23 protein-coding genes are annotated in these 23,069 nt (G+C 68.6%); 13 read left to right on the top strand and 10 right to left on the bottom strand.

Features of this window, described 5'->3' with window-relative positions; genetic code table 11:
• Positions 1-25 precede the first annotated feature (25 nt).
• Genes C7416_RS02035 through C7416_RS02050 form a run of 4 tightly spaced genes read right to left on the bottom strand, consistent with a single transcriptional unit; the run spans position 26 to position 3,382 of the window.
• On the bottom strand, positions 26-733 hold the full coding sequence (locus C7416_RS02035; protein WP_062803471.1) for an ABC transporter ATP-binding protein: 708 nt from the start codon (positions 731-733) through the stop codon (positions 26-28).
• The gene (locus tag C7416_RS02040) at positions 720-1,484 is read right to left on the bottom strand and encodes an ABC transporter ATP-binding protein (RefSeq protein WP_012356559.1); all 765 of its coding nucleotides are present in this window, start codon (positions 1,482-1,484) and stop codon (positions 720-722) included. The genes C7416_RS02035 and C7416_RS02040 overlap by 14 nt, the downstream gene beginning before the upstream one ends.
• A complete protein-coding gene (locus C7416_RS02045; RefSeq protein ID WP_111516883.1) occupies positions 1,477-2,508 on the bottom strand; it encodes a branched-chain amino acid ABC transporter permease in 1,032 nt (343 codons plus the stop codon). Before C7416_RS02045 ends, C7416_RS02040 begins: the two co-directional genes overlap by 8 nt.
• Positions 2,509-2,518: 10 nt before the next feature.
• Positions 2,519-3,382 carry a branched-chain amino acid ABC transporter permease gene (locus tag C7416_RS02050; protein ID WP_111516884.1) on the bottom strand — a complete coding sequence of 288 codons (864 nt, stop codon included), beginning with the start codon at positions 3,380-3,382 and terminating at the stop codon, positions 2,519-2,521.
• A gap of 616 nt (positions 3,383-3,998) precedes the next feature.
• Between C7416_RS02050 and C7416_RS02055 the strand changes: the two genes are divergently transcribed.
• Positions 3,999-5,078 carry a glycosyltransferase family 4 protein gene (locus C7416_RS02055; protein ID WP_111516885.1) on the top strand — a complete coding sequence of 360 codons (1,080 nt, stop codon included), beginning with the start codon at positions 3,999-4,001 and terminating at the stop codon, positions 5,076-5,078.
• A 32-nt stretch (positions 5,079-5,110) separates the two neighbouring features.
• Complete coding sequence (locus tag C7416_RS02060; protein WP_111516886.1) at positions 5,111-7,321, top strand: amylo-alpha-1,6-glucosidase; 2,211 nt, start codon at positions 5,111-5,113, stop codon at positions 7,319-7,321.
• Positions 7,322-7,358: 37 nt separating this feature from the next.
• Here C7416_RS02060 and C7416_RS02065 read toward each other — a convergent pair whose 3' ends face one another.
• A complete protein-coding gene (locus C7416_RS02065; RefSeq protein ID WP_111516887.1) occupies positions 7,359-8,309 on the bottom strand; it encodes a LysR family transcriptional regulator in 951 nt (316 codons plus the stop codon).
• Between the two features lie 126 nt (positions 8,310-8,435).
• On the opposite strand from C7416_RS02065, the gene C7416_RS02070 reads away from it, so the two are divergent.
• The 3 genes from C7416_RS02070 to C7416_RS02080 all read left to right on the top strand — a co-directional run bounded on the left by C7416_RS02070 (position 8,436) and on the right by C7416_RS02080 (position 11,814).
• Complete coding sequence (locus C7416_RS02070; protein ID WP_111516888.1) at positions 8,436-10,265, top strand: gamma-glutamyltransferase family protein; 1,830 nt, start codon at positions 8,436-8,438, stop codon at positions 10,263-10,265.
• A gap of 90 nt (positions 10,266-10,355) precedes the next feature.
• Positions 10,356-11,300, top strand: a complete 945-nt coding sequence (locus tag C7416_RS02075) for a Bug family tripartite tricarboxylate transporter substrate binding protein (protein ID WP_373425143.1) — start codon at positions 10,356-10,358, stop codon at positions 11,298-11,300.
• 1 nt (position 11,301) lies between these two features.
• Positions 11,302-11,814, top strand: coding sequence for a GAF domain-containing protein (locus tag C7416_RS02080; RefSeq protein ID WP_111516890.1), 513 nt, complete (start codon positions 11,302-11,304; stop codon positions 11,812-11,814).
• A gap of 20 nt (positions 11,815-11,834) precedes the next feature.
• Here the strand turns inward: C7416_RS02080 and C7416_RS02085 are convergent, their stop codons facing one another.
• Positions 11,835-12,866: a hypothetical protein gene (locus tag C7416_RS02085; protein ID WP_240988321.1), complete on the bottom strand. Its 1,032-nt coding sequence runs from the start codon at positions 12,864-12,866 to the stop codon at positions 11,835-11,837.
• A gap of 144 nt (positions 12,867-13,010) precedes the next feature.
• On the bottom strand, positions 13,011-13,166 hold the full coding sequence (locus C7416_RS29055; RefSeq protein WP_181461127.1) for a hypothetical protein: 156 nt from the start codon (positions 13,164-13,166) through the stop codon (positions 13,011-13,013).
• On the opposite strand from C7416_RS29055, the gene C7416_RS02090 reads away from it, so the two are divergent.
• A complete protein-coding gene (locus C7416_RS02090; protein WP_111516891.1) occupies positions 13,165-13,419 on the top strand; it encodes a cytochrome c-type biogenesis protein in 255 nt (84 codons plus the stop codon). The two genes, C7416_RS29055 and C7416_RS02090, sit on opposite strands and share 2 nt — an antisense overlap.
• Before the next feature lie 9 nt (positions 13,420-13,428).
• On the top strand, positions 13,429-13,815 hold the full coding sequence (locus tag C7416_RS02095) for a hypothetical protein (RefSeq protein WP_111516892.1): 387 nt from the start codon (positions 13,429-13,431) through the stop codon (positions 13,813-13,815).
• A 33-nt stretch (positions 13,816-13,848) separates the two neighbouring features.
• Here the strand turns inward: C7416_RS02095 and ppk2 are convergent, their stop codons facing one another.
• Complete coding sequence (gene ppk2 / locus C7416_RS02100) at positions 13,849-14,760, bottom strand: polyphosphate kinase 2 (RefSeq protein ID WP_111516893.1); 912 nt, start codon at positions 14,758-14,760, stop codon at positions 13,849-13,851.
• 338 nt (positions 14,761-15,098) lie between these two features.
• On the opposite strand from ppk2, the gene C7416_RS02105 reads away from it, so the two are divergent.
• From C7416_RS02105 to C7416_RS02115, 3 genes are read left to right on the top strand one after another with little or no spacing between them, the layout of a single operon-like run.
• The gene (locus C7416_RS02105) at positions 15,099-16,436 is read left to right on the top strand and encodes a DUF3300 domain-containing protein (RefSeq protein WP_111516894.1); all 1,338 of its coding nucleotides are present in this window, start codon (positions 15,099-15,101) and stop codon (positions 16,434-16,436) included.
• An 18-nt stretch (positions 16,437-16,454) separates the two neighbouring features.
• Complete coding sequence (locus tag C7416_RS02110) at positions 16,455-17,372, top strand: DUF2950 domain-containing protein (RefSeq protein ID WP_111516895.1); 918 nt, start codon at positions 16,455-16,457, stop codon at positions 17,370-17,372.
• A gap of 20 nt (positions 17,373-17,392) precedes the next feature.
• Positions 17,393-17,803 carry a hypothetical protein gene (locus C7416_RS02115; RefSeq protein WP_240988320.1) on the top strand — a complete coding sequence of 137 codons (411 nt, stop codon included), beginning with the start codon at positions 17,393-17,395 and terminating at the stop codon, positions 17,801-17,803.
• A 46-nt stretch (positions 17,804-17,849) separates the two neighbouring features.
• On the opposite strand, the gene C7416_RS02120 is transcribed toward C7416_RS02115, so the two are convergent.
• Positions 17,850-18,197, bottom strand: a complete 348-nt coding sequence (locus tag C7416_RS02120) for a hypothetical protein (protein ID WP_111516896.1) — start codon at positions 18,195-18,197, stop codon at positions 17,850-17,852.
• A 235-nt stretch (positions 18,198-18,432) separates the two neighbouring features.
• Here C7416_RS02120 and C7416_RS02125 point away from each other — a divergent pair, with 235 nt between their 5' ends.
• Positions 18,433-20,184 carry a SulP family inorganic anion transporter gene (locus C7416_RS02125; RefSeq protein WP_111516897.1) on the top strand — a complete coding sequence of 584 codons (1,752 nt, stop codon included), beginning with the start codon at positions 18,433-18,435 and terminating at the stop codon, positions 20,182-20,184.
• Between the two features lie 106 nt (positions 20,185-20,290).
• Here C7416_RS02125 and C7416_RS02130 read toward each other — a convergent pair whose 3' ends face one another.
• Positions 20,291-21,049, bottom strand: coding sequence for a DsbA family oxidoreductase (locus tag C7416_RS02130; protein WP_240988319.1), 759 nt, complete (start codon positions 21,047-21,049; stop codon positions 20,291-20,293).
• 248 nt (positions 21,050-21,297) lie between these two features.
• On the opposite strand from C7416_RS02130, the gene C7416_RS02135 reads away from it, so the two are divergent.
• Together C7416_RS02135 and C7416_RS02140 are read left to right on the top strand one after the other, a co-directional pair.
• Positions 21,298-22,317, top strand: coding sequence for an AraC family transcriptional regulator (locus C7416_RS02135; RefSeq protein ID WP_111516899.1), 1,020 nt, complete (start codon positions 21,298-21,300; stop codon positions 22,315-22,317).
• Positions 22,318-22,580: 263 nt separating this feature from the next.
• Complete coding sequence (locus C7416_RS02140) at positions 22,581-23,045, top strand: MaoC family dehydratase (RefSeq protein WP_111516900.1); 465 nt, start codon at positions 22,581-22,583, stop codon at positions 23,043-23,045.
• Positions 23,046-23,069 lie beyond the last annotated feature (24 nt).

Genomic DNA, 23,069 nt, shown 5'->3' on the forward strand with positions numbered 1-23,069 from the left:
AAGCTCATCGCGTCGAGCCTGCCGGCTACCCCCCGATATACGCCTTGCGAATCCCTTCATCCTTCAGCAACGCATCCCGATCCCCCTCCATCACGATCCTCCCGCTCTCGATCACATAGGCGCGATGCGCGATCCCCAGCGCCGCATAGGCGTTCTGCTCCGCCAGCAGCACCGTGGTGCCCGCGCGGTTGATGCGCTGGATGATCTCGAACATCTGCTTGACCACCAGCGGCGCGAGGCCCAGCGACGGTTCGTCGAGCAGCAGCGCGCGCGGGCGGCTCATCAGCGCGCGTCCCAGCGCCACCATCTGCTGCTGCCCGCCGGACAGCGAGCCGGCCGCATCGTCCTTCTTCTGCCGCAGGATCGGGAACAGTTCATAAACCTCGTCCAGCGTCTTCCGGATGCCGGCGCCGTCGCGCCGGTGCACGTAGGCGCCCAGCACGAGGTTCTTCTCCACGCTCATCGCCGGGAACAGCTTGCGTCCCTCGGGGCAATGTACCAGCCCCGCCTGCACGATCTGTGACGGCTTCATGCCGGACAGTTCGCGCCCGTCGAAGCGCATGCTGCCGCCGCTGATGCGGTGGATCGCGCTCATCGCAAGGAAGATCGAGCTCTTGCCGGCGCCGTTGGCGCCGAGCAGCACCACCAGCTCGCCAGCGCCGGCATGCAGGGTGATGTTGTCGAGGGCGCGGAAGCTGCCGTACGACAGCGAGACGCGTTCAAGCTGCAACATGGTCGGCTCCCAGGTAGGCCTCGATGACGTGCGGATCCTGCTGGATCTGCGCGGGCGTGCCTTCGGCGATCTTCTCGCCGTAGTTCAGCACCATGATCTTGTCGGCCAGGCGCATGATCATGTCCATCTTGTGTTCGATCAGGCAGACCGTCTTTCCATGGCGCACCATCTTGCGGATCAGTTCGGCCAGGCCGACGGTCTCTTCCGGGTTGACGCCGCCGGCGGGCTCGTCGAGCAGCAGCAGCTCGGGGTCGGTCGCCAGCGCCAGCGCGAACGCCACGCGCTTGCGCGCCTCCTGCGTGATGTCGGCCGCGACCTCGTGCGCCAGGTGCGACAGGCCGACGAAGTCGAGCGCGGCCTCGGCCTTGTCGCGGCACAGCCGCTCTTCCTCGCGCAGGCGGCGGGTGTTGAACAGCACGTCGCCCAGCCCGGAACGGGTGCGCAGCCGGTGGCCGACGATCAGGTTGTCGAGCACCGTGGCGCGGTCGAACAGCGCTGTCGCCTGGAAGGTGCGGGCCACGCCCAGCCGCGCGATCTGGTCGGCGCGCAGGCCGGCCACGTCCTGGCCCTTGAACAGGATCTGGCCGGAGGAGGGCGCATGGGTGCCCGCGACCAGGTTGAAGAAGGTGGTCTTGCCGGCGCCATTGGGGCCGATGATGGCGTTGATATGGCCCTGCTCGAAGGTCACCGAGACATCGTGCACGGCGGTCAGGCCGCCGAATTTCTTGGTCAGGTTGCGGATCTCAAGCATGGTCGGCTCCGGCGCGGGTGGTCGGTACAGCGGCGGTGTGGCTCTCGGCGGCGGGCTGGGCCAGCTTGCCGCGGCGCTCGGCGGCGGCCTTGCGCGCCTGCTTCTTCAGGTAAGAGCCGACGATGCCGTCGGGCACGAAGATGATCAGCAGCACCAGCACCGGCCCGAACACCAGCATGCGGTAGTCCTGCATGAACTGCAGCGACTGCGTGATCCACGGCACCAGCACCGCGCCCAGCAGCGGCCCGAATAGCGTGCCGATGCCGCCCACCAGCATCGACATCACCATGTCGAAGGTCAGGTCGGTGCGGGCGATGTCCGGGCCCAGGAAGCGCACCTGTCCCGCGTACAGCGCACCCGCAAAGCCGGCGTAGCCCACCGACAGCACGAACGACAGCACCTTGGTGCGCATCAGGTTGATGCCCAGCGCCTCCGCCAGCGCGTCGCTGTTGCGCACGGCCATGAAGCTGCGTCCCAGCAGCGAGGTGACGATGCGGTGCATCAGGAATACGCCGACGGCGAGGAAGGCCAGCACCAGGTAATACTGCGCCTGCACGCTGTCGAAGCCGAGCGGCCCGATCGCCGCCGGCACCGGGATGCCGATCAGCCCCACGGTGCCGTGCGTCAGGCTTTCCCACTTCTCGATCAGCAGGTAGATGATGTAGCCCACGCACATGGTGAAGATCGAGAAGTAATGGCCCTTCAGGCGCAGCGACACCACCCCGACCACATAGCCCAGCACCATGCACAGCACCCCGGCCAGCACGAAGGCCAGCCAGAACGGCACCTGGTAGTCCACGGTCAGGATCCCCAGCGTGTAGGCGCCGATGGCCATGAAGCCGCCGTGCGCCAGGTTCAGCTGACCGGTATAGCCGGTGATCAGGTTCAGCCCGAGCGTGGCGATGGCATAGATGAAGGCCAGCGTCATCACGGTCAGGTAGTAGCTGTTGGGCGTGACCAGCGGGAACGCGATCGCCAGCGCCAGCAACAGCATCCAGCCGGTCTTTCCTTGCAGTGCTTTCATGTCTTGCTCCTCAGGCTGCCTTGCCGGCAAACAGGCCCTGCGGCCGGATCGACAGGATCACCACCAGCAGCACGAAGGCGATGATGTCCTTGTAGTCGGTGGAAACGTAGAAGCCGCCGAAGCTCTCGGCCATGCCGATGATCAGCCCGCCGACGATGGCGCCGGGGATGCTGCCCATGCCGCCGAGGATGATGATGACGAAGGCCTTGGTGATCACCAGGTTGCCCATGCTGGGGTAGACCAGGTTGATCGGCGCGTACAGCGTGGCGGCGATCGCGGCCAGCGCGCCGGAGATGGCGAACACCAGCAGCGTGACGCGCGTGGCGTCGATGCCGACCAGCGCCGCGCCTTCACGGTTCTGCGCCATCGCCATGATGGTGGCGCCGGTCATGGTGCGGGTCAGGAACAGGTGCAGCAGCACCATCAGCGCAAAGGCGGCGCCGATGATCAGCAGGCGCTGCAGCGGCGCGGTCAGGCCGAACACGTCGACGATCTGGCCATAGGGCGTGGGCATGCGGTGAAAGTCAGCGCCCCACAGCGCCTGCGCGCCCGCTTCCAGGAACAGCAGGATGCCGATGGCGGCGATCATGTCGTGCAGCTCGGGCGAGTTGCGCAGCGGGTGGAACACCAGCCGGTCGGCCAGCATCGACAGCACCGCCACCACCAGCGCCGCGCCCAGCATTGCCAGCCAGTAGTTCACGCCCAGCGCGGTCATCAGGTAGTACGAGACGTAGGCGCCGGCCATGTAGAAGGCGCCGTGCGCGAAATTGGGCACGTGCAGGATGCCGTAGACCAGCGTCAGGCCCAGTGCCACCAGGCTGTACACGCCGCCCAGCGTCAGGCCGTTCAGGAACTGTTGAAGGAACAATGCCACGGGGGTACCTCTTACGGTTCGGGAAAGCAGGCACGCGCCGGCAATGGCCGTGCGTGTTCCGTCGCGGCGGCGCCAGGCGCGGCCGCGCAGTTGAAACTCGGGCGCAGTGGGTCAGGCCGGCGGCAGGGCGGGCTGTCGTGCCGGAATGCGTGCGAGGGTGCGTGTGTCGTTGCGCGGGGGCCCCGGGTCCACGTGCGGGACCAGGCAATGGCGGTGCGCAATGCGGTGCTGCGGATGCTGCATGGCGGTGTCTCCTGTGCGATGCGGCGCGATGGCCGCCCGGCAAGCCGGACGGCGTTGCCGCCCGGTGACGCCGTGTCGGGAAAGCGTTCCCGCACGATCGTTCGTTTTCGCCGACTTTTGCATAGGCCCGCGGGCACCGTCAAGGAAAGCGGCCCGCTATTCCGCACCGCGAAATAGCAGCCGTCGCGCCTCCGGGTAAGCCCTGACGGACAGGGCCGTCATCATCGCTGCGCTACATGGTTTCCATGCCGCGCCTGCATGGTCCGGACCAGCTTGAAAAAGCCCCCGCCGCTTTCTATGGTGCCTTCATCAGCCCTAGGCACTGTCGCGGCAATCCACCCTGCAGTTTGCTGATGACCAGGGGGGAGAGCCGATGAAGATTGCGCAGATTGCACCACTCGCCGAACGCTGCCCGCCCAGCCTTTATGGCGGCACCGAGCGCATCGTTTCGTACCTGACGGAAGAACTGGTGCGCCAGGGCCACGAGGTCACGCTGTTTGCCAGCGGCGACTCGGTCACCGGCGCCGAACTGGTGCCGTGCTGCGACATGGCGCTGCGCCTCGATGCGGACGTCGGCGACCATCTGCCCTACTACGTGATGATGCTGGACCGCGTGATGGCTGCCGCCACGCGCTTCGACGTGCTGCATTTCCATATCGACATGCTGCAATGCCCGCTGCTGCGGCGCCTGCCGGTGCGCGCGCTGACCACCTTGCACGGCCGGCTGGACCTGCCTGAGCTGCAGCCCTTCTATGCGCATTTCCCGCAGTTCCCGCTGGTGTCGGTTTCCGACGCGCAGCGCGCGCCGATGCCGCCGGTGAACTGGGTCGGCACGGTGCACCACGGCATCCCGGCGACGCTGCTGGACTACTGCGCCAGTCCGGCGGGCGACTACCTGGCATTCCTCGGCCGCATCTCTCCCGAGAAGCGCCCCGACCATGCCATCGAGGTGGCGGCGCGCGCGGGTTTGCCGCTGAAGATGGCGGCCAAGGTCGACCGGGTCGACCGCACCTACTGGCAGGAAGTGATCCGCCCGCTGGTGGCGGCGCACGCCGACGTCGAATACATCGGTGAAATCGACGAGTCCGCGAAGTCGGCGTTCCTCGGCAATGCGCGCGCGCTGCTGTTCCCGATCGCGTGGCCTGAGCCGTTCGGCCTGGTGATGATCGAGGCCATGGCGTGCGGCACGCCGGTGATCGCGTTCGATTGCGGTTCGGTGCCCGAGGTGATCGAGCCGGGCATCAGCGGCTATATCGTGCACAGCGTCGACGAGGCGGTGGCTGCCGTCGCCAGCGTGGCCACGCTGCCGCGCGCCGGCGTGCGTGCCGCGTTCGAAGCGCGCTTTACCGCGGAGCGGATGGCGCGCGACTACGTGCGCATCTACCAGGGCTTGCCGAAACCCGGCGATGCGGGCCAGGCACATGGCGAGGCCGACGGACTGGCGCTCGCATAACCGCACACGACCACTGCTGGAGAGACCTCCTCATGCCTGCAGAATCCACGGAACATCCCAGCCGCTCGGTGGCCGTCGCCGGCGCCGGCGACGTCGCGCAGTTCTATATCCCCGCGGCGGCGTCGCTGCAGGAGCGGCGCCCGCGCACGCTCAAGCATGGCGACACCTTCGCGCTGTTCGACCATAACGGCGATGCGATCGGTGCGCCGGGCAGCCCCGAGGGGCTGTTCCATTTCGACACGCGCCACTTGTCCTTCCTGCGGCTGACGGTCGAAGGGCAGCGCCCGATGCTGCTGTCGTCGACGCTGCGCGATGACAATGCCGCGCTGACCTGCGACCTGACCAATCCGGACCTGTTCGACCAGGAGGGCGCGCTGTGGCTGGAGCACGACCTGATCCACCTGCGCCGGTCGCGCTTCCTGTGGAACGGCGCCTGCTATGAACGCCTGAGCGTGCGCAACTTCGACGACCGGCCGCGGCGCGTGTGCATCGACATCGCCTTCGATGCGGACTTTGCCGACCTGTTCGAAGTACGCGGCACGCAGCGGCTGCGGCGCGGCACCCTGCACCCGCCGCAAGTCGACGGCGCCGCGGTCACGCTGAGCTATACCGGCCTGGACGAGGCGCGGCGCGAGACCAGGCTTTCGTTCGATCCGAAGCCGCAGGACCTGAGCGGCAGCCGCGCCAGCTTCACGCTGCTGCTCAAGCCCTCGTGCATGCAGCTGCTGCGCATGGAGATCCGCTGCAAGTCGGTCGATCATGAAGAGCGCGAGGCCCAGTCCTTTCTCGGCGCGCTGCTGCAGTCCCGGCGCGAGCTGCGGCGCTCGTCCGGGCGCGCGGCGTCGATCACCACCTCGAACGAGCTCTTCAACGAAGTCGCGCGGCGCAGCATCTCCGATCTGTACATGCTGCTGACCAACACCGTGCACGGACCTTATCCGTATGCCGGCATCCCGTGGTTCAGCACGGTATTCGGCCGCGATGCGCTGATCACCGCGCTGCAGACGCTATGGCTCGATCCCGAGATCGCGCGCGGCGTGCTGCAGTACCTTGCCGCGATGCAGGCCGAGACCGTCGACCCCGGCGCCGATGCCGAGCCCGGCAAGATCCTGCACGAGATGCGCCACGGCGAAATGGCGCGGCTGGGCGAGGTGCCGTTCGCGCTCTACTACGGCAGCGTCGACGCCACGCCGCTGTTCGTGCTGCTGGCCGGCGCCTACCTGCGGCGCACCGGCGATGTCGACACCGTGCGCGCGCTGTGGCCCAGGCTGCAGGCCGCGCTGGACTGGATCAGCGAATACGGCGACCGCGACGGCGACGGGTTCGTCGAATACGGCCGGCAGTCGCCGGAGGGCCTGATCAACCAGGGCTGGAAAGACAGCCGCGATTCGGTGTTCCACGAAGACGGACGGCTCGCCGCCGGCCCGATCGCGCTGGCCGAGGTCCAGGCCTACACCTACGGCGCCTGGCAGGCCGCGGCGCAGATCCGCGCGGCGCTGGATGACAGCGAAGGCGCGGCCCGCTATGCCGCCCGGGCGGAAGTGCTGCGCGACGCCTTCGACAAGCACTTCTATGACCCCGTGCTGGGCACTTACGTGCTGGCGCTGGATGGCAAGAAGCAGCCGTGCCGCATCCGCGCCTCCAACGCGGGCCATACGCTGTTTACCGGCATCGCGCTGCCGGAGCGCGCGCCCTCGGTCGTGGGCACGCTGATGCAGAGTACGTCGTTCTGCGGCTGGGGTATCCGCACTGTCGCCGCGGACGCGGCGCGTTTCAACCCGATGAGCTACCACAACGGCTCGGTCTGGCCGCACGACAATGCGCTGATCGCGGCGGGCATGGCGCGCTACGGCTACCACCCGGAAGCCAGCCGCATCTTCGAGGGCCTGTTCGCGGCATCGAGCTATATCGACCTGCGCCGCCTGCCCGAGCTGTTCTGCGGCTTCGCGCGCCAGCGCAGCCAGGGACCGACCTTCTATCCGGTGGCGTGCGCGCCGCAGGCCTGGGCCGCGGCCGCGCCGCTGCTGATGCTGCAGGCCTGCCTGGGCCTGGACTTCGACACGCAGGAGCCGGCGATCACGTTCGAGAACCCGTCGCTGCCGCCGTTCCTGGACGAGGTGGTGTTCCGCAACCTCGGCGTCGGCGGCGGTAGCGCCGACGTCGCGGTCCGGCGTTCGGGCGAGCGCGTGGTCGTCGACGTGCTCGAGCGGCGCGGGCCGGTGCGGGTGCTGACGCGGAACTGATGCTTGGTCGCGGGCGGGTGCGGGCCTGTGCCGCAGGCTACGCGAGGTCTGCCGGCAGCGCGCGCAGGCACGCCACCAGCGCCGCGACCACATCGTCCTCCACCGGCTGGCGCCGCCACATCACGCCCACCGGCGGCAGGTCCCAGCTCAGCGCATGCGGCAGCACCACCGCGCCCCTGGCCTCGGCCAGTTCGCTGGCAACGGCCCTCGGCACGATGGTCGTCGCCGCCGGATGCCTGCGCATCAGCGTGGCCATGGTCTTGATCGAGTAGGTTTCGACCATCGGCGTCGGCTGCGCCACGCCCGCCACCGCGAAGATGGTATTGATGGTGCGCCGGATCGGCGTGTTGGGCGGCGGCAGGATCCAGTCGCGTTCGGCCAGCCGGTGCCAGTCGAGCGCGCCGCGCGCCAGCCGCGCGGCAGCCGCGGTGGGCACGACCAGCGCCGGCTCTTCGCGATACAGCGGCTGCTGCACGATGTCCGCGCCCGGCGCAAAGAAGGTGCGCGCGATGACGCAGTCCAGTTCATGCTCGCGCAGTGCGCCGACCAGCTCGTCGGTGGTGCCTTCGCGCACCAGCACCGACACCCGCGGGGTCTGCGCCAGGCCGAAGGTGCAGGCCGTATCGAGCACGCCGCGGCTGATGTAGGGAATCACGCCGAGGCGCAGCCGGCCCGACAGGCCCGCTTCGATCGCCGCCAGTTCGCGCCCCAGCGCATCGGCGTCGGCCAGTGTCAGCCGGGCGTGCGCCAGCACCGCCAGGCCGGTGGGCGTGGGCTCCAGTCCGCGCCGGGTGCGGGTGAACAGCGGCACCATGAAGATGTCTTCGATCTCGCGCAGGGTCTTGGTGACGGCGGGCTGCGACAGGTTGAGCTCGGCCGCCACGCGCGACACCGAGCGCTGCCGCGCCAGCGCGAGCAGCAGCGGCAGGTGGCGCAGGCGCAGCCGCGATACCAGGTTGTGGACCAGCTTGTCGGGGGCGACGGACATGGGGGCTTGCCGCGCCGGGGGCGGGCGCGATGACGGTATTACCAGATGGTAATACCACAATAACCAAACAGGCACAGCTGGTTATCCCGCAAACCTATACTGGCCGGCATCACAGGAGCATTCCCCATGTTCACCACCCGTCCCGAAATTGTCGGCACCTTTGGCGTTGCGGCGTCCACCCACTGGTTGGCCACGCAGACCGCCATGGGCGTGCTGGAGCGCGGCGGCAACGCCTTCGATGCCGCGGTCGCCGCGGGCTTTGTGCTGCAGGTGGTCGAGCCGCACCTGAACGGTCCCGGCGGCGAAGTGCCGATCCTGTACTGGAGCGAGCGCGAGCGCGCCATGCGCTCGGTGTGCGGGCAGGGCCCGGCGCCGGCGCTGGCCGATCCCGCCGCGCTACGCGCCATGGGCCTGGACCTGGTGCCCGGCATCGGCCTGATACCGGCCGCCGTGCCCGGTGCCTTCGGCGCATGGCTGACGATGCTGCGCGAGCATGGCAGCTGGACCCTCGCCGAGGTGCTGGCGCCCGCCATCGGCTATGCGCGCGACGGCTTTCCGCTGGTGCCGCGCATCGCGCGCGCGATCCTGGCGGTACAGGCGCTGTTCCGCGACGAATGGCACAGCTCTGCGCAGACCTGGCTGCCCGACGGCAAGGTGCCGCGCCCCGGCAGCCTGCACACGCTGCCGGTGCTGGCGGCCACCTACACCCGCATCGTCGAAGAAGCGCAGCGCCGCAGCGAGACCCGCACCGGCCAGATCGATGCGGCGCTGGACTGCTGGTACCGCGGCTTCGTCGCGCAGGAAATCGATGCCTACTGCCGCCATACGCCGGTGCGCGATACCACCGGCGACAAGCACGCCGGCCTGCTGCGCCTTGACGACATGGCAAGCTGGACCCCCGAGATCGAGGCGCCCGTGACCCTGGACTTTGGCCGCTATACCGTGGCCAAGTGCGGCATCTGGAGCCAGGGGCCGGTGTTCCTGCAGCAACTGGGCATGCTGCGCCATGCCGGCCTGGAACAGCACGCGGTGGACTCACCCGAGTTCGTGCACCGCATTGCCGAGGCCGCCAAGCTGGCCATGGCCGACCGGCTGGCGTGGTACGGCGATCCGCGTTTCGCCGCGTGCCCGCTGGCGGGTTTGCTGGACGATGGCTACCTGGCCGCGCGCGCGCAGCGCATCGGCGCGCAGGCGGCGCTGTCGCTCGAGCCCGGCACGGTCAACGGCATCGCGCCGCGCCTGCCCGACCTGGCCGCGGCCACGCGCACGCTGCAGCGCGCCGACGTGCGCTTCGGCGTGGGCGAGCCCACCTTTGCCGAACTGCCGCCGGTGGCCGAGTGGGCCGAACAGGAGATCTTTGTCGGCGATACCTGCCATATCGACGTGATCGACCGCCACGGCAACATGGTCGCGGCTACGCCGTCGGGCGGCTGGCTGTCGTCGAGCCCGACCATCCCGGCGCTCGGCTTCGCGCTCAATACCCGCCTGCAGATGACATGGCTGGAACCCGGCCTGCCCAATACCCTGGCGCCCGGCAAGCGGCCTTGCACCACGCTGTCGCCATCGCTGGCGCTGCGCGACGGCGAACCCTACATGGTGTTCGGCACCCCCGGCGGCGACCAGCAGGACCAGTGGTCGCTGGCATTCTTCCTGCGCCATGCCGTGCATGGCATGAACCTGCAGGAGGCGATCGACGCGCCGGCCTGGCATGTCGACCACTTCCCGGCGTCGTTCTGGCCGCGCCAGACCGTGCTCAACCGCATCAGCATCGAATCGCGCTTCCCGGACAGCACGCTGGCGGCACTGCGCGAGCGCGGCCACGACGTGCGCGTGGGCGAGCCATGGTCCGAGGGCCGCATGTCGGCCTGCTCGCGCCAGTTCGACGCCCGCGGCCGGCTGGTGCTGCGCGCCGGTGCCAATCCGCGCGGCATGCAGGGCTATGCCGCCGGACGCTGACGATCCAACCGGTTCCACCCAATAGACAGACAGCAACGAAGACGGAGGAGTAACACCATGCGATGGATGACCAAGACCCTGCTGGGCGGCATGGCCGCGCTGGCGATGTGCCTGGGCGGCGCCGCAAGCGCCGCGGACAGCTGGCCGCAGAAGCCGATCACGCTGATCGTGCCCTGGGCCGCCGGCGGCTCGACCGATATCCTGGCGCGCGTGCTGTCCGAACACCTGACCCGCTCGCTCGGCCAGCCGGTGATCGTCGACAACAAGCCCGGCGCCTCCGGCAATATCGGCTCGGCCATGGTGGCGCGTGCCAGGCCCGATGGCTATACGCTGCTGGTCGGCTCGATGAGCACGCACGCGATGAACCCGGCGCTGATGCCCAACATGCCGTTCCGCGGCGTGGAGGATTTCACGCCGCTGGGGCTGCTGGCCTACGTGACCAACACGCTGGTGGTGCACCCGTCGGTGCCGGCGAACAATGTCAAGGAACTGATCGCCTACGCCAAGGCCAATCCGGGCAAGCTGGCCTACGCCAGCGCCGGACCGGGTTCGACCAACCACCTGAGCGCGGTGCTGTTCGAGAAGATGGCCGGTGTGCAGATGCTGCACGTGCCGTACAAGGGCGGTGCGCCCGCGGTGGTCGATACCGTCGCGGGCCAGACCCAGCTGCTGTTCTCGGCGGGCACCCAGACGCTGCCGCACGTGAAGGGCGGCAAACTGCGCCTGCTCGCCGTTACCGAGAGCAAACGCTCGCCGTTGCTGCCCAATGTGCCTACCGTGGCCGAAACCGTGCCCGGCTATGAACTGGCGGTCTGGTACGGTGCCTTCGGTCCCAAAGGCATGCCGGCAGAGCTGGCCGCGCGCCTGAACCGCGAGATCAACGCGGTGATGTCGCTGCCCGAGGTCAAGTCCAAGATGAACGCCATCGGCGTCGAGACCGCGACCTCGACGCCGCAGCAGTTCGGAGCCATCCTGCAGCGCGATGCCGACCGCTACGGCAAGCTGATCCGCGAACTCGGCATCAAGGGGGAATGACATGAGCCTGCTGCGCACCGCCTCGCTGGTGGCGGCGGCCAATGCGCTGTGCGAACAGCTGCAGCACGCCCGCGATCCCGGCGCCGCGTTCGATGCGATCGGCAGCGCCACCCTGCACGCGCTTGGCCCCGGCCTGCTGACGATTAACGTCTGGCATGCCGGGCCGGCCCAGATCGAACGGCTGTGGTCGTCCCACCCATCCGCTTATCCGGTCGGCGGACGCAAGCAGAAGGGCGACAGTCCGTGGCGGCGCCAGTTGCTCGAGCGCGGCGAAGTCTTTGTCGGCGAGGGCGATGCCGCGCTCGCGGCGGTGTTCGATGACGTGCAGCTCATCCGCGCGCTCGGCTGCACGGCGGTGGTTAATGTGCCGCTGTACTGCCAGTCGCGCGTGATCGGCACCTTCAACTATCTGGCGGATCGCTCCGCATGGTCGCCGGCGGAAGTAGCAGCGTTGCGTGTGCTGGCGGCGCTGGCCGGTTCCGCCGTGCGGGACTGCCTGGAGGCGCGGGCATGAACGCTGCCATCTGATCGCCTTCAGAGCTGCCGCGCCGCCTCATCGAGCAGGGCGCCGGATGACAGCATGTCGCCACGGGCGAAGCGCACCAGCGCAAAGGATCGCACCAGCGGCGGATCGCCCGGGACGCGCGCGGTAAGCAGCTCGATCTCCTGCGCCGGCGCCGTGCTTTCCGGTGCCAGCAGCACGTTCATTGCGCTGAGCCGGAGGTGTCTCGGCTCGATGGACAGGTAGTCGCGCGCGTTCGTTAATACCTCGGCCAGGCATTCCAGCTGGCGCTCAAGCGCCCCGGCATCCTTGCCGAGTTGCGCCAGTTCCCGGTCGTTCTCCGCGACCTGTGCGCGCAGCGTGGCTTGCTCGCCGGATCTGCCATCGCCATCGCCATCGCCGCCGAGCATCGCGCGCATGCCGGTGCCTTGCCGCGCGAGCAGGCGCAGGCGCGCCACCAGCAGCGCCTGCTCGCGCTCGAGCACGTTGCGGCGCGACTTGCCGGCTGCGACGCGGGCCAGGCTCTCCAGGGCCAACTGGTCGAACAGCCGCCGCACGATTTCGTCGCGCAGGGCCGCTTCGGTGCAGGCAATGATTCTGACCTTGTGGTCGCTGAAACTGATCACGGTCTGGGGCACGTCCGAGCGCATGACATCGCCTTCCAGCGCCACACCCAGCGTGCGCCGCTCGGCCATTGCCATGCCGAGCACCGCATAGGCCTGCGCCGACTCGGGCGACTGCGCAAAGAACTCGCGCAATTCGGGAGACCGGCTGAATCCGAGTTCCACGTCATGGGGCGTGCCGAAAAAGGCGTGGATATAAGGGTCGCTGGCCCAGGTTTCCTTGCTGGCGTCGCGCGGGGCGGGAAGGTCCTGGACCAGTCCTCGCACATAGTCCAGTGCCTGTTCCAGCGCGGGACGAATCCGCTGCTGGTAGCGCGGCACCAGCCGCAGGCGCGGACTGAGGCGCGTCACCCGTTCCGTCAGTTCGGCAATCTCCCGCGATTCGCGTGCGGGGCCCTGCGTTTTGCGCCGGCGCATCCATCCCAGGAAGCCCATCAGCATGCTCCTGCCTTGTCCCGCCCATGCCGCCCGCGCGGTCTGGTGCCGGCGGTCCGGTTGGCCAACACGTCGTGGCAGCCGCGGTTACCCCTCCGTTGGCAGGGGGTCATGCGGCGATGCCGTGCCTTGCTTGCCTGCCTGTTCAATCTATGATTCATTGACGCAGTGCGCCAGGAATTTGATGACGATGCGTACGCACGGCTCTGGTTTTTCACGCATCAATGTGCGCCGGCCGATCCGTCCCGGCATATCGTCGGGCAGACCGGTGCGGCAGCGGTTGCGCAACGCCAAGGAGAAGGCCATGAGTTCAATGATGCTGGTGAATATCGACGCGGGGACCACCGATGACGAAATCCGCGACTTTCTGGTGCGCTACGGACTGCCGGCATTCGACGACATCACCCGCGTGGAGGGCGATGGCTCGCGGCCGGCCGTGACGCTGCATTTCAACGAAGTCGATGCCGGCACGTTGCGCGGGCTGGTGCCGCGCATCAACCATATTTTCTGGAAGCAGCGCAAGGTCGACGCCATGGTGCTGGCCGAGCGCTTCGAGTAAGGAGGCGCCATGGCCATTCGCTGCCGGCGCATAGCCGCTGCCACCGGGCTTGCCGCGGCCGTGTCGGCGTGGCCGGCCTGGGGCTACTTTGACCACTATCTGTCCGGCACCATCGTCGGCACGCTGGGCCAGGACCAGTTGAATTCCGCATGGGGCGTCTTTGCCAAGACCCTGGACCAGTCCGCCGACGGCGCAAGCGTTGCGTTCAGCTTGCCGGCCGACCAGCGGCACCGCGCGGTGGAAGGATCGTTCACGCCGTTGCAGACGCGCACGGATCGCGGCGACGCCTGTCGCCAGGTGCGCAGCGAGTTCCGCCGCGCCGGGCAGTCGGAATCGTGGACCGGGTGGTATTGCAAGGAGCAGGGCGGCTGGAAGTCGCGCAAGCTGCCGGACTAGCGTTGGTCCCGGGTCAGCCCCGGGCGCGCGTGGTCAGTAACGTTCCTCCACGTAGCGGTATGGGTAGTTCGGCTCGCGGTAGCCGCCGGCTTTCTGCCGGGCAGGCAGCTTGACCGCCTTGCGCGGGATCTGCTCGTACGGTATCTGCGCCAGCAAGTGTGTGATGAGGTTCAGCCGGGCGCGCCGCTTGTCATTGGAATTGGCCACGTGCCACGGCGCGAAGTCGGTGTCGGTGGCGGCAAACATGGCGTCGCGCGCGCGCGAATAGTCGTACCAGCGGCTGTACGAGCGCAGGTCCATGTCGGTGAGCTTCCACAGCTTGCGCCCGTCGTGGATGCGCGCCTGGAGCCGGCGCGTCTGCTCCTCCTGGCTGACCTCGAGCCAGTACTTGACCAGGATGATGCCGGAATTCACGATGGCGCGCTCGACCAGTGGCACGGCGCGCAGGAATTCCTCGGCCTGGGTTTCGGTGCAGAAGCCCATCACGCGCTCGACGCCGGCGCGGTTGTACCAGCTGCGGTCGAAGATCACGATCTCGCCGGCCGCGGGCAGGTGGGGCAGATAGCGCTGTACATACATCTGGGTCTTCTCGCGCTCGGTAGGCGCGGGCAGCGCGACCACGCGGAACACGCGCGGGCTGACGCGCTCCGTGAGCGCCTTGATGGTGCCACCCTTGCCGGCACCATCGCGCCCTTCGAACACGATGCACACCTTGATGCCGCGCGCCTGCACCCACTGTTGCAGCTTGACCAGTTCGACATGCAGCGCGAACAGCTGCTTGCGGTATTGCTTCTCGGACAGCCGCCCGGTCTGCTTGCCTGGCTCGGCGGGCTCGGCAGTGGCCTCGGTCCCGCCGGCCGCGCTGTTGTCCCTATCGGTCTCGCGCAACGGCTCGTCGATGTCGTGCTTGTCGTGGCGCTTGCCCTTGCCCTTGCCTTTGGCCATGGTATTTCCTCCGCCTTGCAATGCCACTTTCTGTTTCCGCCATGCTGGCCGCGCGCGTGGTCATCCGGCGCGGAATGGCGGATCGTTTTCGCAATGGAAGCCAGGTGTCAACGGAATCTGACGCGAATCAATTTTATGTACAAATTTCCGGTAATGGCGGCGCGGGCCGTAAATCGGTTGAAATCCCATAAATGTCGTACTACCTTCATATCGCGTATTCAGCATGAACGCGCGCGTCAATCGGCGCGCATCGGCAGCCCGCACCCATCGCATTCGCAAACGGCATGCGCCGCGCGCCTATGCCGCACAAGCGCCGCACCCGGTCGCGAGGAGGGAATATGGCCTTTCTGGTGAAACGGCTGCTTGGTTCCGGCCGGGCATGGCTGCTGGCGGCGCTGATGGCCGTGGCAGCCGGCGCCAGCGCGCAGGGCGCGCCGGCCGGCGGCCAGGGACAGACCCCTGCCTTCAAGCCCGAGGAGATCGAGGCGCTGGTCGCGCCGATCGCGCTGTATCCCGACTCGGTGCTGTCGCAGGTGCTGATGGCCTCCACCTATCCGCTGGAGATCGTTTACGCCGCGCGCTGGCTCAAGGCCAATCCCGGCATCAAGGGCGATGCCGCGGTCAAGGCGGTGGCCGACCAGCCATGGGATGTCAGCGTGAAGTCCCTGGTGGCGTTCCCGCAGGCGCTCGAGCCCATGAACGACAAGCTCGACTGGACCCAGAAGCTGGGCGATGCCTTCCTGGCGCAGGAAAAGGACGTGCTGGCCGCGGTGCAGCGCCTGCGCGCTCGGGCGCAGCAATCGGGCAACCTCAAGAGCACCGAGCAGCAGAAGGTCATCGTCGAGCCCGCCACCAGCAGCGCCACCGGCACGCAGAGCGTGGTGCGCATCGAGCCGGCCGACCCGCAGGTGATCTACGTGCCGGCCTACAACCCCACGGTGGTCTACGGCGCCTGGAGTTATCCGGCCTACCCGCCGTATTACTGGCCGCCGTATCCCGCCTACTATCCGGGCGCGGCGCTGGCCACCGGCCTGGCCTGGGGCGTCGGCCTGGCCGCGGCCGGCGCCATCTTCGGCAATTGCAACTGGGGCGGGGGCGACGTGAATATCAACGTCAACCGCGCCACCAATATCGACCGCAATTTCGACCGCACCAAGGTGCAGTCCGGCGGACGCTGGCAGCACGACGCCAGCCACCGCCAGGGCGTGGCCTACCGGGACAACGCCACGCGCGAGAAATTCTCGCGCGATGTGCCGGGCGCGGACCGCCGCAATGATTTTCGTGGCCGCGAAGGCGGAGCCGGCGGCCGCGGCGAGGTCGCCGATCGTGGCCAGCGCGATCGCACGGGCGGGCTCGACCGTACTGGCGGCGGCGAGCGCGCGACATTGTCGGATCGTCCCGGCGGTGGCGACCGGGGCGGCGCGTCCGACCGCGCCGGTGTCTCCGACCGCGCCGGCGTCTCCGACCGCGCCGGGGCTGCCGACCGCTCTCGCGGCGGCGGGGGCGGAGGCGGGCGCGACAACGCCTTCCAGGGCGTGGGCGGTGGCGCTGCTTCGCAGCGCGACTTCGATCGCGGGCGGTCCAGCATGCAGTCAGCCGGCGCGCACCGTGGCGGCGGCGGTGGTGGCGGCCGCGGCGGCGGCTTTGGCGGCGGTGGCCGCGGCGGCAGGCGCTAAGTGCAGGGAGCCTCGATCATGACTTCACCTCTCGCGCGCGCCTTGCGCCATCCGGTCCGGCATCTGGGCTGGCTGCCCGGCCTGTTCCTCGTGCTCGCCATGGCGTACGGGCCGGCGGCGCACGCGCAGAAGCCCTTCGAATCGGCCGAGGCAGCGATGAACGCCTTCGGCGACGCGGTTGCCCGCCAGGACGACACTGCCATGAAAGCGTTGCTGGGCAATGATTTCCGCCAGCTGATCCCGCCTGTGGGCGCGGAAGTCCGGCAACGCTTCCTGGAGCAATGGCAGGTCGCGCACGCGCTCCAGCCGGTCGACGACAGCCACGCCCGCATCGCCGTCGGTAACGACGGCTGGACCCTGCCGGTCCCGCTGGTAAAAGGCGCCAAAGGCTGGCAGTTCGATACCCGCGCCGGGGTCGAGGAGATGCGCATCCGCCGTGTCGGGCGCAATGAACTGGCGGTGATGCAGACCATGCTGGCGATCTACGATGCCCAGAACGAATATGCCCAGACCGACCACGACGGCGATGGCGTGCTGGTCTATGCGGGCCAGCTGGCGAGCACCGCCGGCAAGCGGGATGGCCTGTACTACCCGACTCGCGACGGCGAGCCAGCCAGCCCGCTGGGTGCGGCTTTCCTTACGGCCGGCAAGGGCAAGGACGGGCAGGGGTACTATGGCTACCACTACAAGCTGCTGACCGCGCAGGGCCCGCATGCGCCGGGCGGCGCGTACAACTATGTGGTCAACGGCAAGCTCTTCGGCGGGTTCGCGGTGCTGGCCTGGCCGGTGAAGTATGGCGATACCGGCGTGCAGAGCTTTATGGTCAGCCACGACGGCCAGCTGTTCGAGCGCGACCTCGGGCCCGACAGTGCGGCCCAGGCCGCGAAGATACGGTCGTTCGATCCCGGCCCCGGCTGGAGCCGGGTGACGCCATGACGTGTGCTACAAGGGCGGCCATGAAGCCTGCCATCAAGCGCGCCATCAAGCGCGCCATCAGGCGCGCGGGCGCTGTGCCGGGTGTCGTGGCCGCGGCTGGCGTGGCGCTGTGGCTGTCGGCGTGCGCATACCCTTACCCGGTCGAGCCGGTGGCGGTGGTGCCAACCACCTACCCCGGCTCGCAGCCCACGCGCTACGACCGCGCCTTCGAGGCCGCGGCCGGCGCCCTGCGCGACCAGGGCGTCGCGATCCGGGTGCAGGACGCAACGGCCGGCACCATCGCCGGCAGCCGCAACAACCGGCCGGTGTCGGCAAGCGTGCGGCGCCAGGCCGACGGCACGGTGCGGGTCCAGTTCGACGGCGGCGACCCTGATGACCCGGGCCTGATGCAGCGCATCTCGCGCAGCTATGACGCGCGCATGGGGCACTGAGCCGGCCTCTCTTGCCACGCCAGCGCGCGCGCAGCCCGCGGCGCGGCTACGTGCAGTTGGCGCGGTAGGCTTCCTGCAGCGACTTGCGGGACTTGTCGCGCTCGATCTTGGGGATCGTGCGTCCCTGGGCTGTCTGCGTGGCCGGGCCGGAAGACTGGTAGGAGCGCTGTTTCGAGGTGGCGTTGTACTGCGCTTTCAGCGATTCGCATTTGGCCCGCCTGGCCTCGTCCGGGTCTTCGCTGGCGGCAGCCGGTGGGCGGTAGGGGCTGGCGCCGCCCTGCACGGCCTCGGCGATGGCGCCGGCGGCATCCGGCGCCGAGCCCTGCTGTGCGCTTGCGGCGGTGCAGCCCAGCGCCAGCAGCGCCACGGCCAGGCATTGTCTGGAGATCAGCATGAAAGCCCCCGGTTGCGATCGGCAATGCCGCATGGCGGTGCCGCGGGCCGCGAGCACCATTGCCCGATCGTCCGGCCCGACAACCATGATATCTGCCAAGGCGTGGATTGCCAGTGCCTTGTTGCCGGCGCACGCGCCGCAACCTGCAGCGTCCCCTGGTCCGGCAAGCCCTGACACCCATCCAGCGCCTGTAGTCCGCGCACGCGGTAGCCCGCCTTAACCCAGGACAGCCCCCATGCAGACTGAACCGCTTACCCCGCATGGCGAGCGCAGCGCACCGCGCGTGCCCGGCTGGTGGCGCTGGCTGCCCGGCCTGACCATGCTCAGGACCTACCAGGCCGCCTGGTTGCCGCGCGACCTGGCGGCCGGCCTGGTGCTGACCACCATGCTGGTGCCGGTCGGCATTGCCTATGCCGAGGCCTCGGGCGTGCCCGGCGTGTACGGGCTGTACGCCACGGTCGTGCCATTGCTGGTCTATGCCGTGTTCGGTCCCAGCCGGGTCCTGGTGCTGGGGCCGGATTCGGCGCTGGCGGCGCCGATCCTCGCCGTGGTGATCCAGGTCTCCGCTGGCGATCCCGCGCGCGCGGTCGCCGCGGCCAGCATGATGGCGGTGGTCTCGGGCGTGGTCTGCATCGTGATGGGGCTGCTGCGGCTGGGATTTATCACCGAGCTGCTGTCCAAGCCGATCCGCTACGGCTACATGAATGGCATCGCGCTGACGGTGCTGGTCAGCCAGTTGCCCAAGCTGTTCGCGATCTCGATCGACGAGGGCGGGCCGCTGCGCGAGATCCTGGCGCTGGGCCGGGCCATCCTGGACGGCCAGGCCAACTGGTATAGCTTTGCCGTCGGCGCCGGCAGCCTGGTGCTGATCCTGCTCCTCAAGCGCTTCGAGCGGGTGCCCGGCATTCTGATCGCGGTGGTGCTGGCCACCATCGCGGTAAGCGTGTTCGGCCTGGACCGGGCCGGCGTGAAGGTGCTCGGGCCGATCCCGCAGGGCCTGCCGCAACTGGCGCTGCCATGGCTCAGCGGCGCCGACCTGGTCAAGATCGTGCTGGGCGGCTGCGCCGTGGCGCTGATTGCGTTCGCGGATACCAGCGTGCTGTCGCGCACCTATGCGGCGCGCTACCAGAGCCGGGTCGACCCGAACCAGGAGATGGTGGGCCTGGGCGCCGCCAACCTGGCCGCGGGCTTCTTCCAGGGCTTCCCGATCAGCAGCAGCGCCTCGCGCACGCCGGTGGCGGAGGCGGCCGGCGCGAAGACGCAGCTGACCGGTGTGGTCGGCGCGCTGGCCGTGGCGGTGCTGCTGCTGGTGGCGCCCAACCTGCTGCAGTACCTGCCCAGCAGCGCGCTGGCGGCGGTGGTGATTGCCGCCGCGCTCGGCCTGTTCGAGTTTGCGGATCTCAGGCGCATCTATCGCATCCAGCAATGGGAGTTCTGGCTGTCCATGGTGTGCTTTGCCGCGGTGGCGGTGTTTGGGGCGATACCGGGCATCTGCCTGGCCGTGGTGATTGCCGTGATCGAGTTCCTGTGGGATGGCTGGCGCCCGCATTTCGCCGTGCTCGGCCGTGTCGAAGGGCTGCGTGGCTACCATGACGTGCAACGCTATCCGCATGCGAAACGCATCGACGGCCTGCTGCTGTTCCGCTGGGATGCGCCGCTGTTCTTTGCCAATGCCGAGCTGTTCCAGGAGCGGCTCATGGAAGCCGTGGAGGACTCGCCCACGCCGGTGCGCCGCGTGGTGGTGGCCGCCGAGCCTGTCACCAGCGTGGACGTGACCTCGGCCGACATGCTGCGCGAACTGATCCGGACGCTGCACGCGCGCGGGATCGCCGTGCACCTGGCCGAGATGAAGGATCCGGTGCGCGACAAGCTGAAGCGCTTCGAGCTGCTGGAGCTGATCGGCGAGAAGAACTTCCACGCCACCGTCGGCGGCGCGGTGGATGACTACGTCGGCAAGGGCAGGGCGCCTGCGGCCGGCGCGGGATGAGCCGCGGCGGTCCGGCAACGACGTGCGCCGTTTTTTCCGGGTGTCTTCGCGTATTAGAGGTGGCAGGGTTTGTCGGGCCTTGGCCTTGCGGCCAGCGCTCTAGTCCTCAGCCAGCCGCCAACGTGGCGCGCCGCTTGGCACGTGCCAGCGCCTGGTGCATGGCTTGGAGCAGCACCTCGGGCGGCCGCGCACCCGACACGCTGTGCGTGCCGTTGAACACAAAACAGGGAACGCCGAGACCGGCGCGCGCCGGCGGGTCGAGCGGGCCGTGCACCGATGGCAGCCAGTCCAGGTCATGCCCGCCGGTGCTGTCGGCATGCTCTGGCAAGGCGATCCCGCACGACGCCGCGGCCTGCCGCAGCAAGCGCGGGTCACCGATGTTCTCGGCGCGAATGAAGTAGCGCTGGAACAGTTCTTCGATCAGCAAGCCAGCCACGCCGGCGCCCGCCTGCTGGCGCGCATGGCGCACCAGCCGGTGGGCCAGCAGCGTGCTCGGGAAGGTTTCGATGCGCTCCAGCGCCAGCGTGAGGCCGGCATCCTTTGCCGCGGCGCGCACCTGCGCCTGGCGCATCGCCACGGCCTCCGGGCTGCCCAGCCGCGCCAGGTAGAACTGGCGGTACGGAAGGCCGGCGGGCGGGGTCGTGGGGATCAGCGGGTAGGAACGCCACGACACCTGCACGGCGACGTCCGGGCGCTCGCGGCCGAGCCAGTCGATGGCGGTTTCCAGGTGCCTTTTACCGATCAGGCACCAGGGGCAGATCAGGTCGAAATAGGCCACGATCGAAAGCGTCGCCGGCTGGTCCGGGGCAAGCGACTGGCGCCTGGAACCGTTGTCGGGGTGTGGGAAATTGTCGGGGCATTGCATGCGTTGGCTCCTGATCATGTCATCGGTGCGCGCGCCTGCCGGGTATCCGGCGGCACGGTCCGGCGGCTTTTGTTGCCGTCTGCGGTGAGCACGGAGTTTGGTCCACTGGGGCCGGGAAATTTTGACGATACGGGACGATCAATTGACATTTCGTGACAGGCAGGGAAAACACGATGTCCGGCGGGCCCCGGGCAGCTTGCGCGTTCGAGGAAGGCAGCCGCAGAATGCGCCGACCTCTTTCCTGTGGCATGCACTGCCAGCGCGCTAGCGTGAACGCCCTGTCTCCTACCGTCCCCATCTCCGTCGTCAACGGCTTTCTTTGCGGCGCCGACCCCATGGCGATCACGCGGCTGGCGCAGCGTTCCGGCATTGCGGCCGAGCTGCTGGCGGAGCCGGCGGCGCGCGTGACGCAAGAGCAGTTCGCCACGTTGTACCGGCTGCTCGCGCACGAACACGACGATGAAATGCCGGGCATCTTCAGCCGCCCGCTGCGCAATGGCACGCTCAAATACCTGTGCCTGAGCTTGCTGGATGCGCCAAGGCTGGAAGTGGCGCTGCACCGGTTCGGGCAGTTCTTCCACCTGATCCTCGACGATTTCCGCATCGAGTCGCGGCGCGATGGGGCTTCGGGCTATGTCGAGCTGATGGAATATCCGGCGTCTCCCGCCGTCAGCATGCTGGGCCGCGAGCTGATGCTGAAGCTGGTGCATGGCGTCACGTCGTGGCTGGTTCGCAAGGAGATTCCGCTGCAGGCGGTGGAACTGCCATCCGGCCGGCCGCCGCTGGCCAGCGACCATCTCTACCTGTTTCCCGGTCCGGTGCATTTCGGCTGCGAGCGGAGCCGCATGATCTTTGACGCGGCTTACCTCGACCTGCCGGTGCGGCAACGCAAGCCGGACCTGGAGAAGTTCCTGGCGCGCGCGCCCGAGGACTGGATCTTTGTCTCGTTCGCCGAGCAGATGACCTGTCATCGCGTGCGCCAGTACGTGGCCGACCGCCTGCCGGATCCGCCCACGATCGAGGCCGCCGCGCTGGCGCTGCATTGTTCGGTGCGCACGCTGTGCCGCCGCCTTGCCGCGGAAGGCACCACCTTCCAGGCCATCAAGGACGATGTCCGGCGCGATATCGCCATCCAGCGCCTGACGCGCTCGGCGGATCCGATCGCGGCCATTGCCTTCGACGTGGGCTTCGACAATCCCACCGCGTTCCATCGTGCCTTTCGCCACTGGACCGGCAGCACGCCGAACGCCTACCGCCGCGCGCCGTAGCCGCGTATCACAGCCGCGTATCGCAGCCGCGTATTGCTGCCAGGCAATGTGCCGGCAATGCCAACCGGCGACTGACCGTTTCCGCCATCACGGGCGGCTTCGCGTGCGCATTGCACGGCGGCTGCGGCACATGCGCGCAAAGCGGCAGGTTTTGTCAGCGATTGGGCCGGATTTGGTAGCCGCCCCGGCGCGCGTCGCCACTACGATGCGGGCATCAGATCCGCGCTCGCCAACGCGCGGCACCGAATCAAGCGAGGAGACCTATGGCAATCGAAGGCTACAGCATGGCAACGCTCTGCGCGTTCATCGGCAAGGAACTCGGCGTGTCCGAGTGGATGGAAGTGGACCAGGCGCGCATCGACGCGTTCGCGGAATGCACCGAGGACCGCCAGTGGATCCATGTCGACGTCGAGCGCGCCCGCAAGGAAAGTCCGTTCGGCGGCACCATCGCCCATGGCTACCTGACGCTGTCGCTGCTGGCGGGAAAGCTGACCGGCATGGGCGTGGTGCCGGGCGACGCGCGCGCCGCGGTGAACTACGGCCTGGACAAGACCCGCTTCCTGGCGCCGGTCAGGGCAGGCGTGCGCGTGCGCAACCGCGTCAGGCTGTTGTCGGTCGATGACAAGGGCGACGGCCGCGTGCTGTTGCGCATGGAGAACACGATGGAAGTCGAGGGTGAAGCCAGGCCGGCAATGGTGGCGGAAGCCCTGGCGCTTGTCATGGCATGAAGCGGGACACGGGGAACCGGGCAG

Source organism: Cupriavidus phytorum (assembly GCF_003254285.1).
GTDB classification, from domain to species: Bacteria; Pseudomonadota; Gammaproteobacteria; order Burkholderiales; family Burkholderiaceae; genus Cupriavidus; species Cupriavidus phytorum.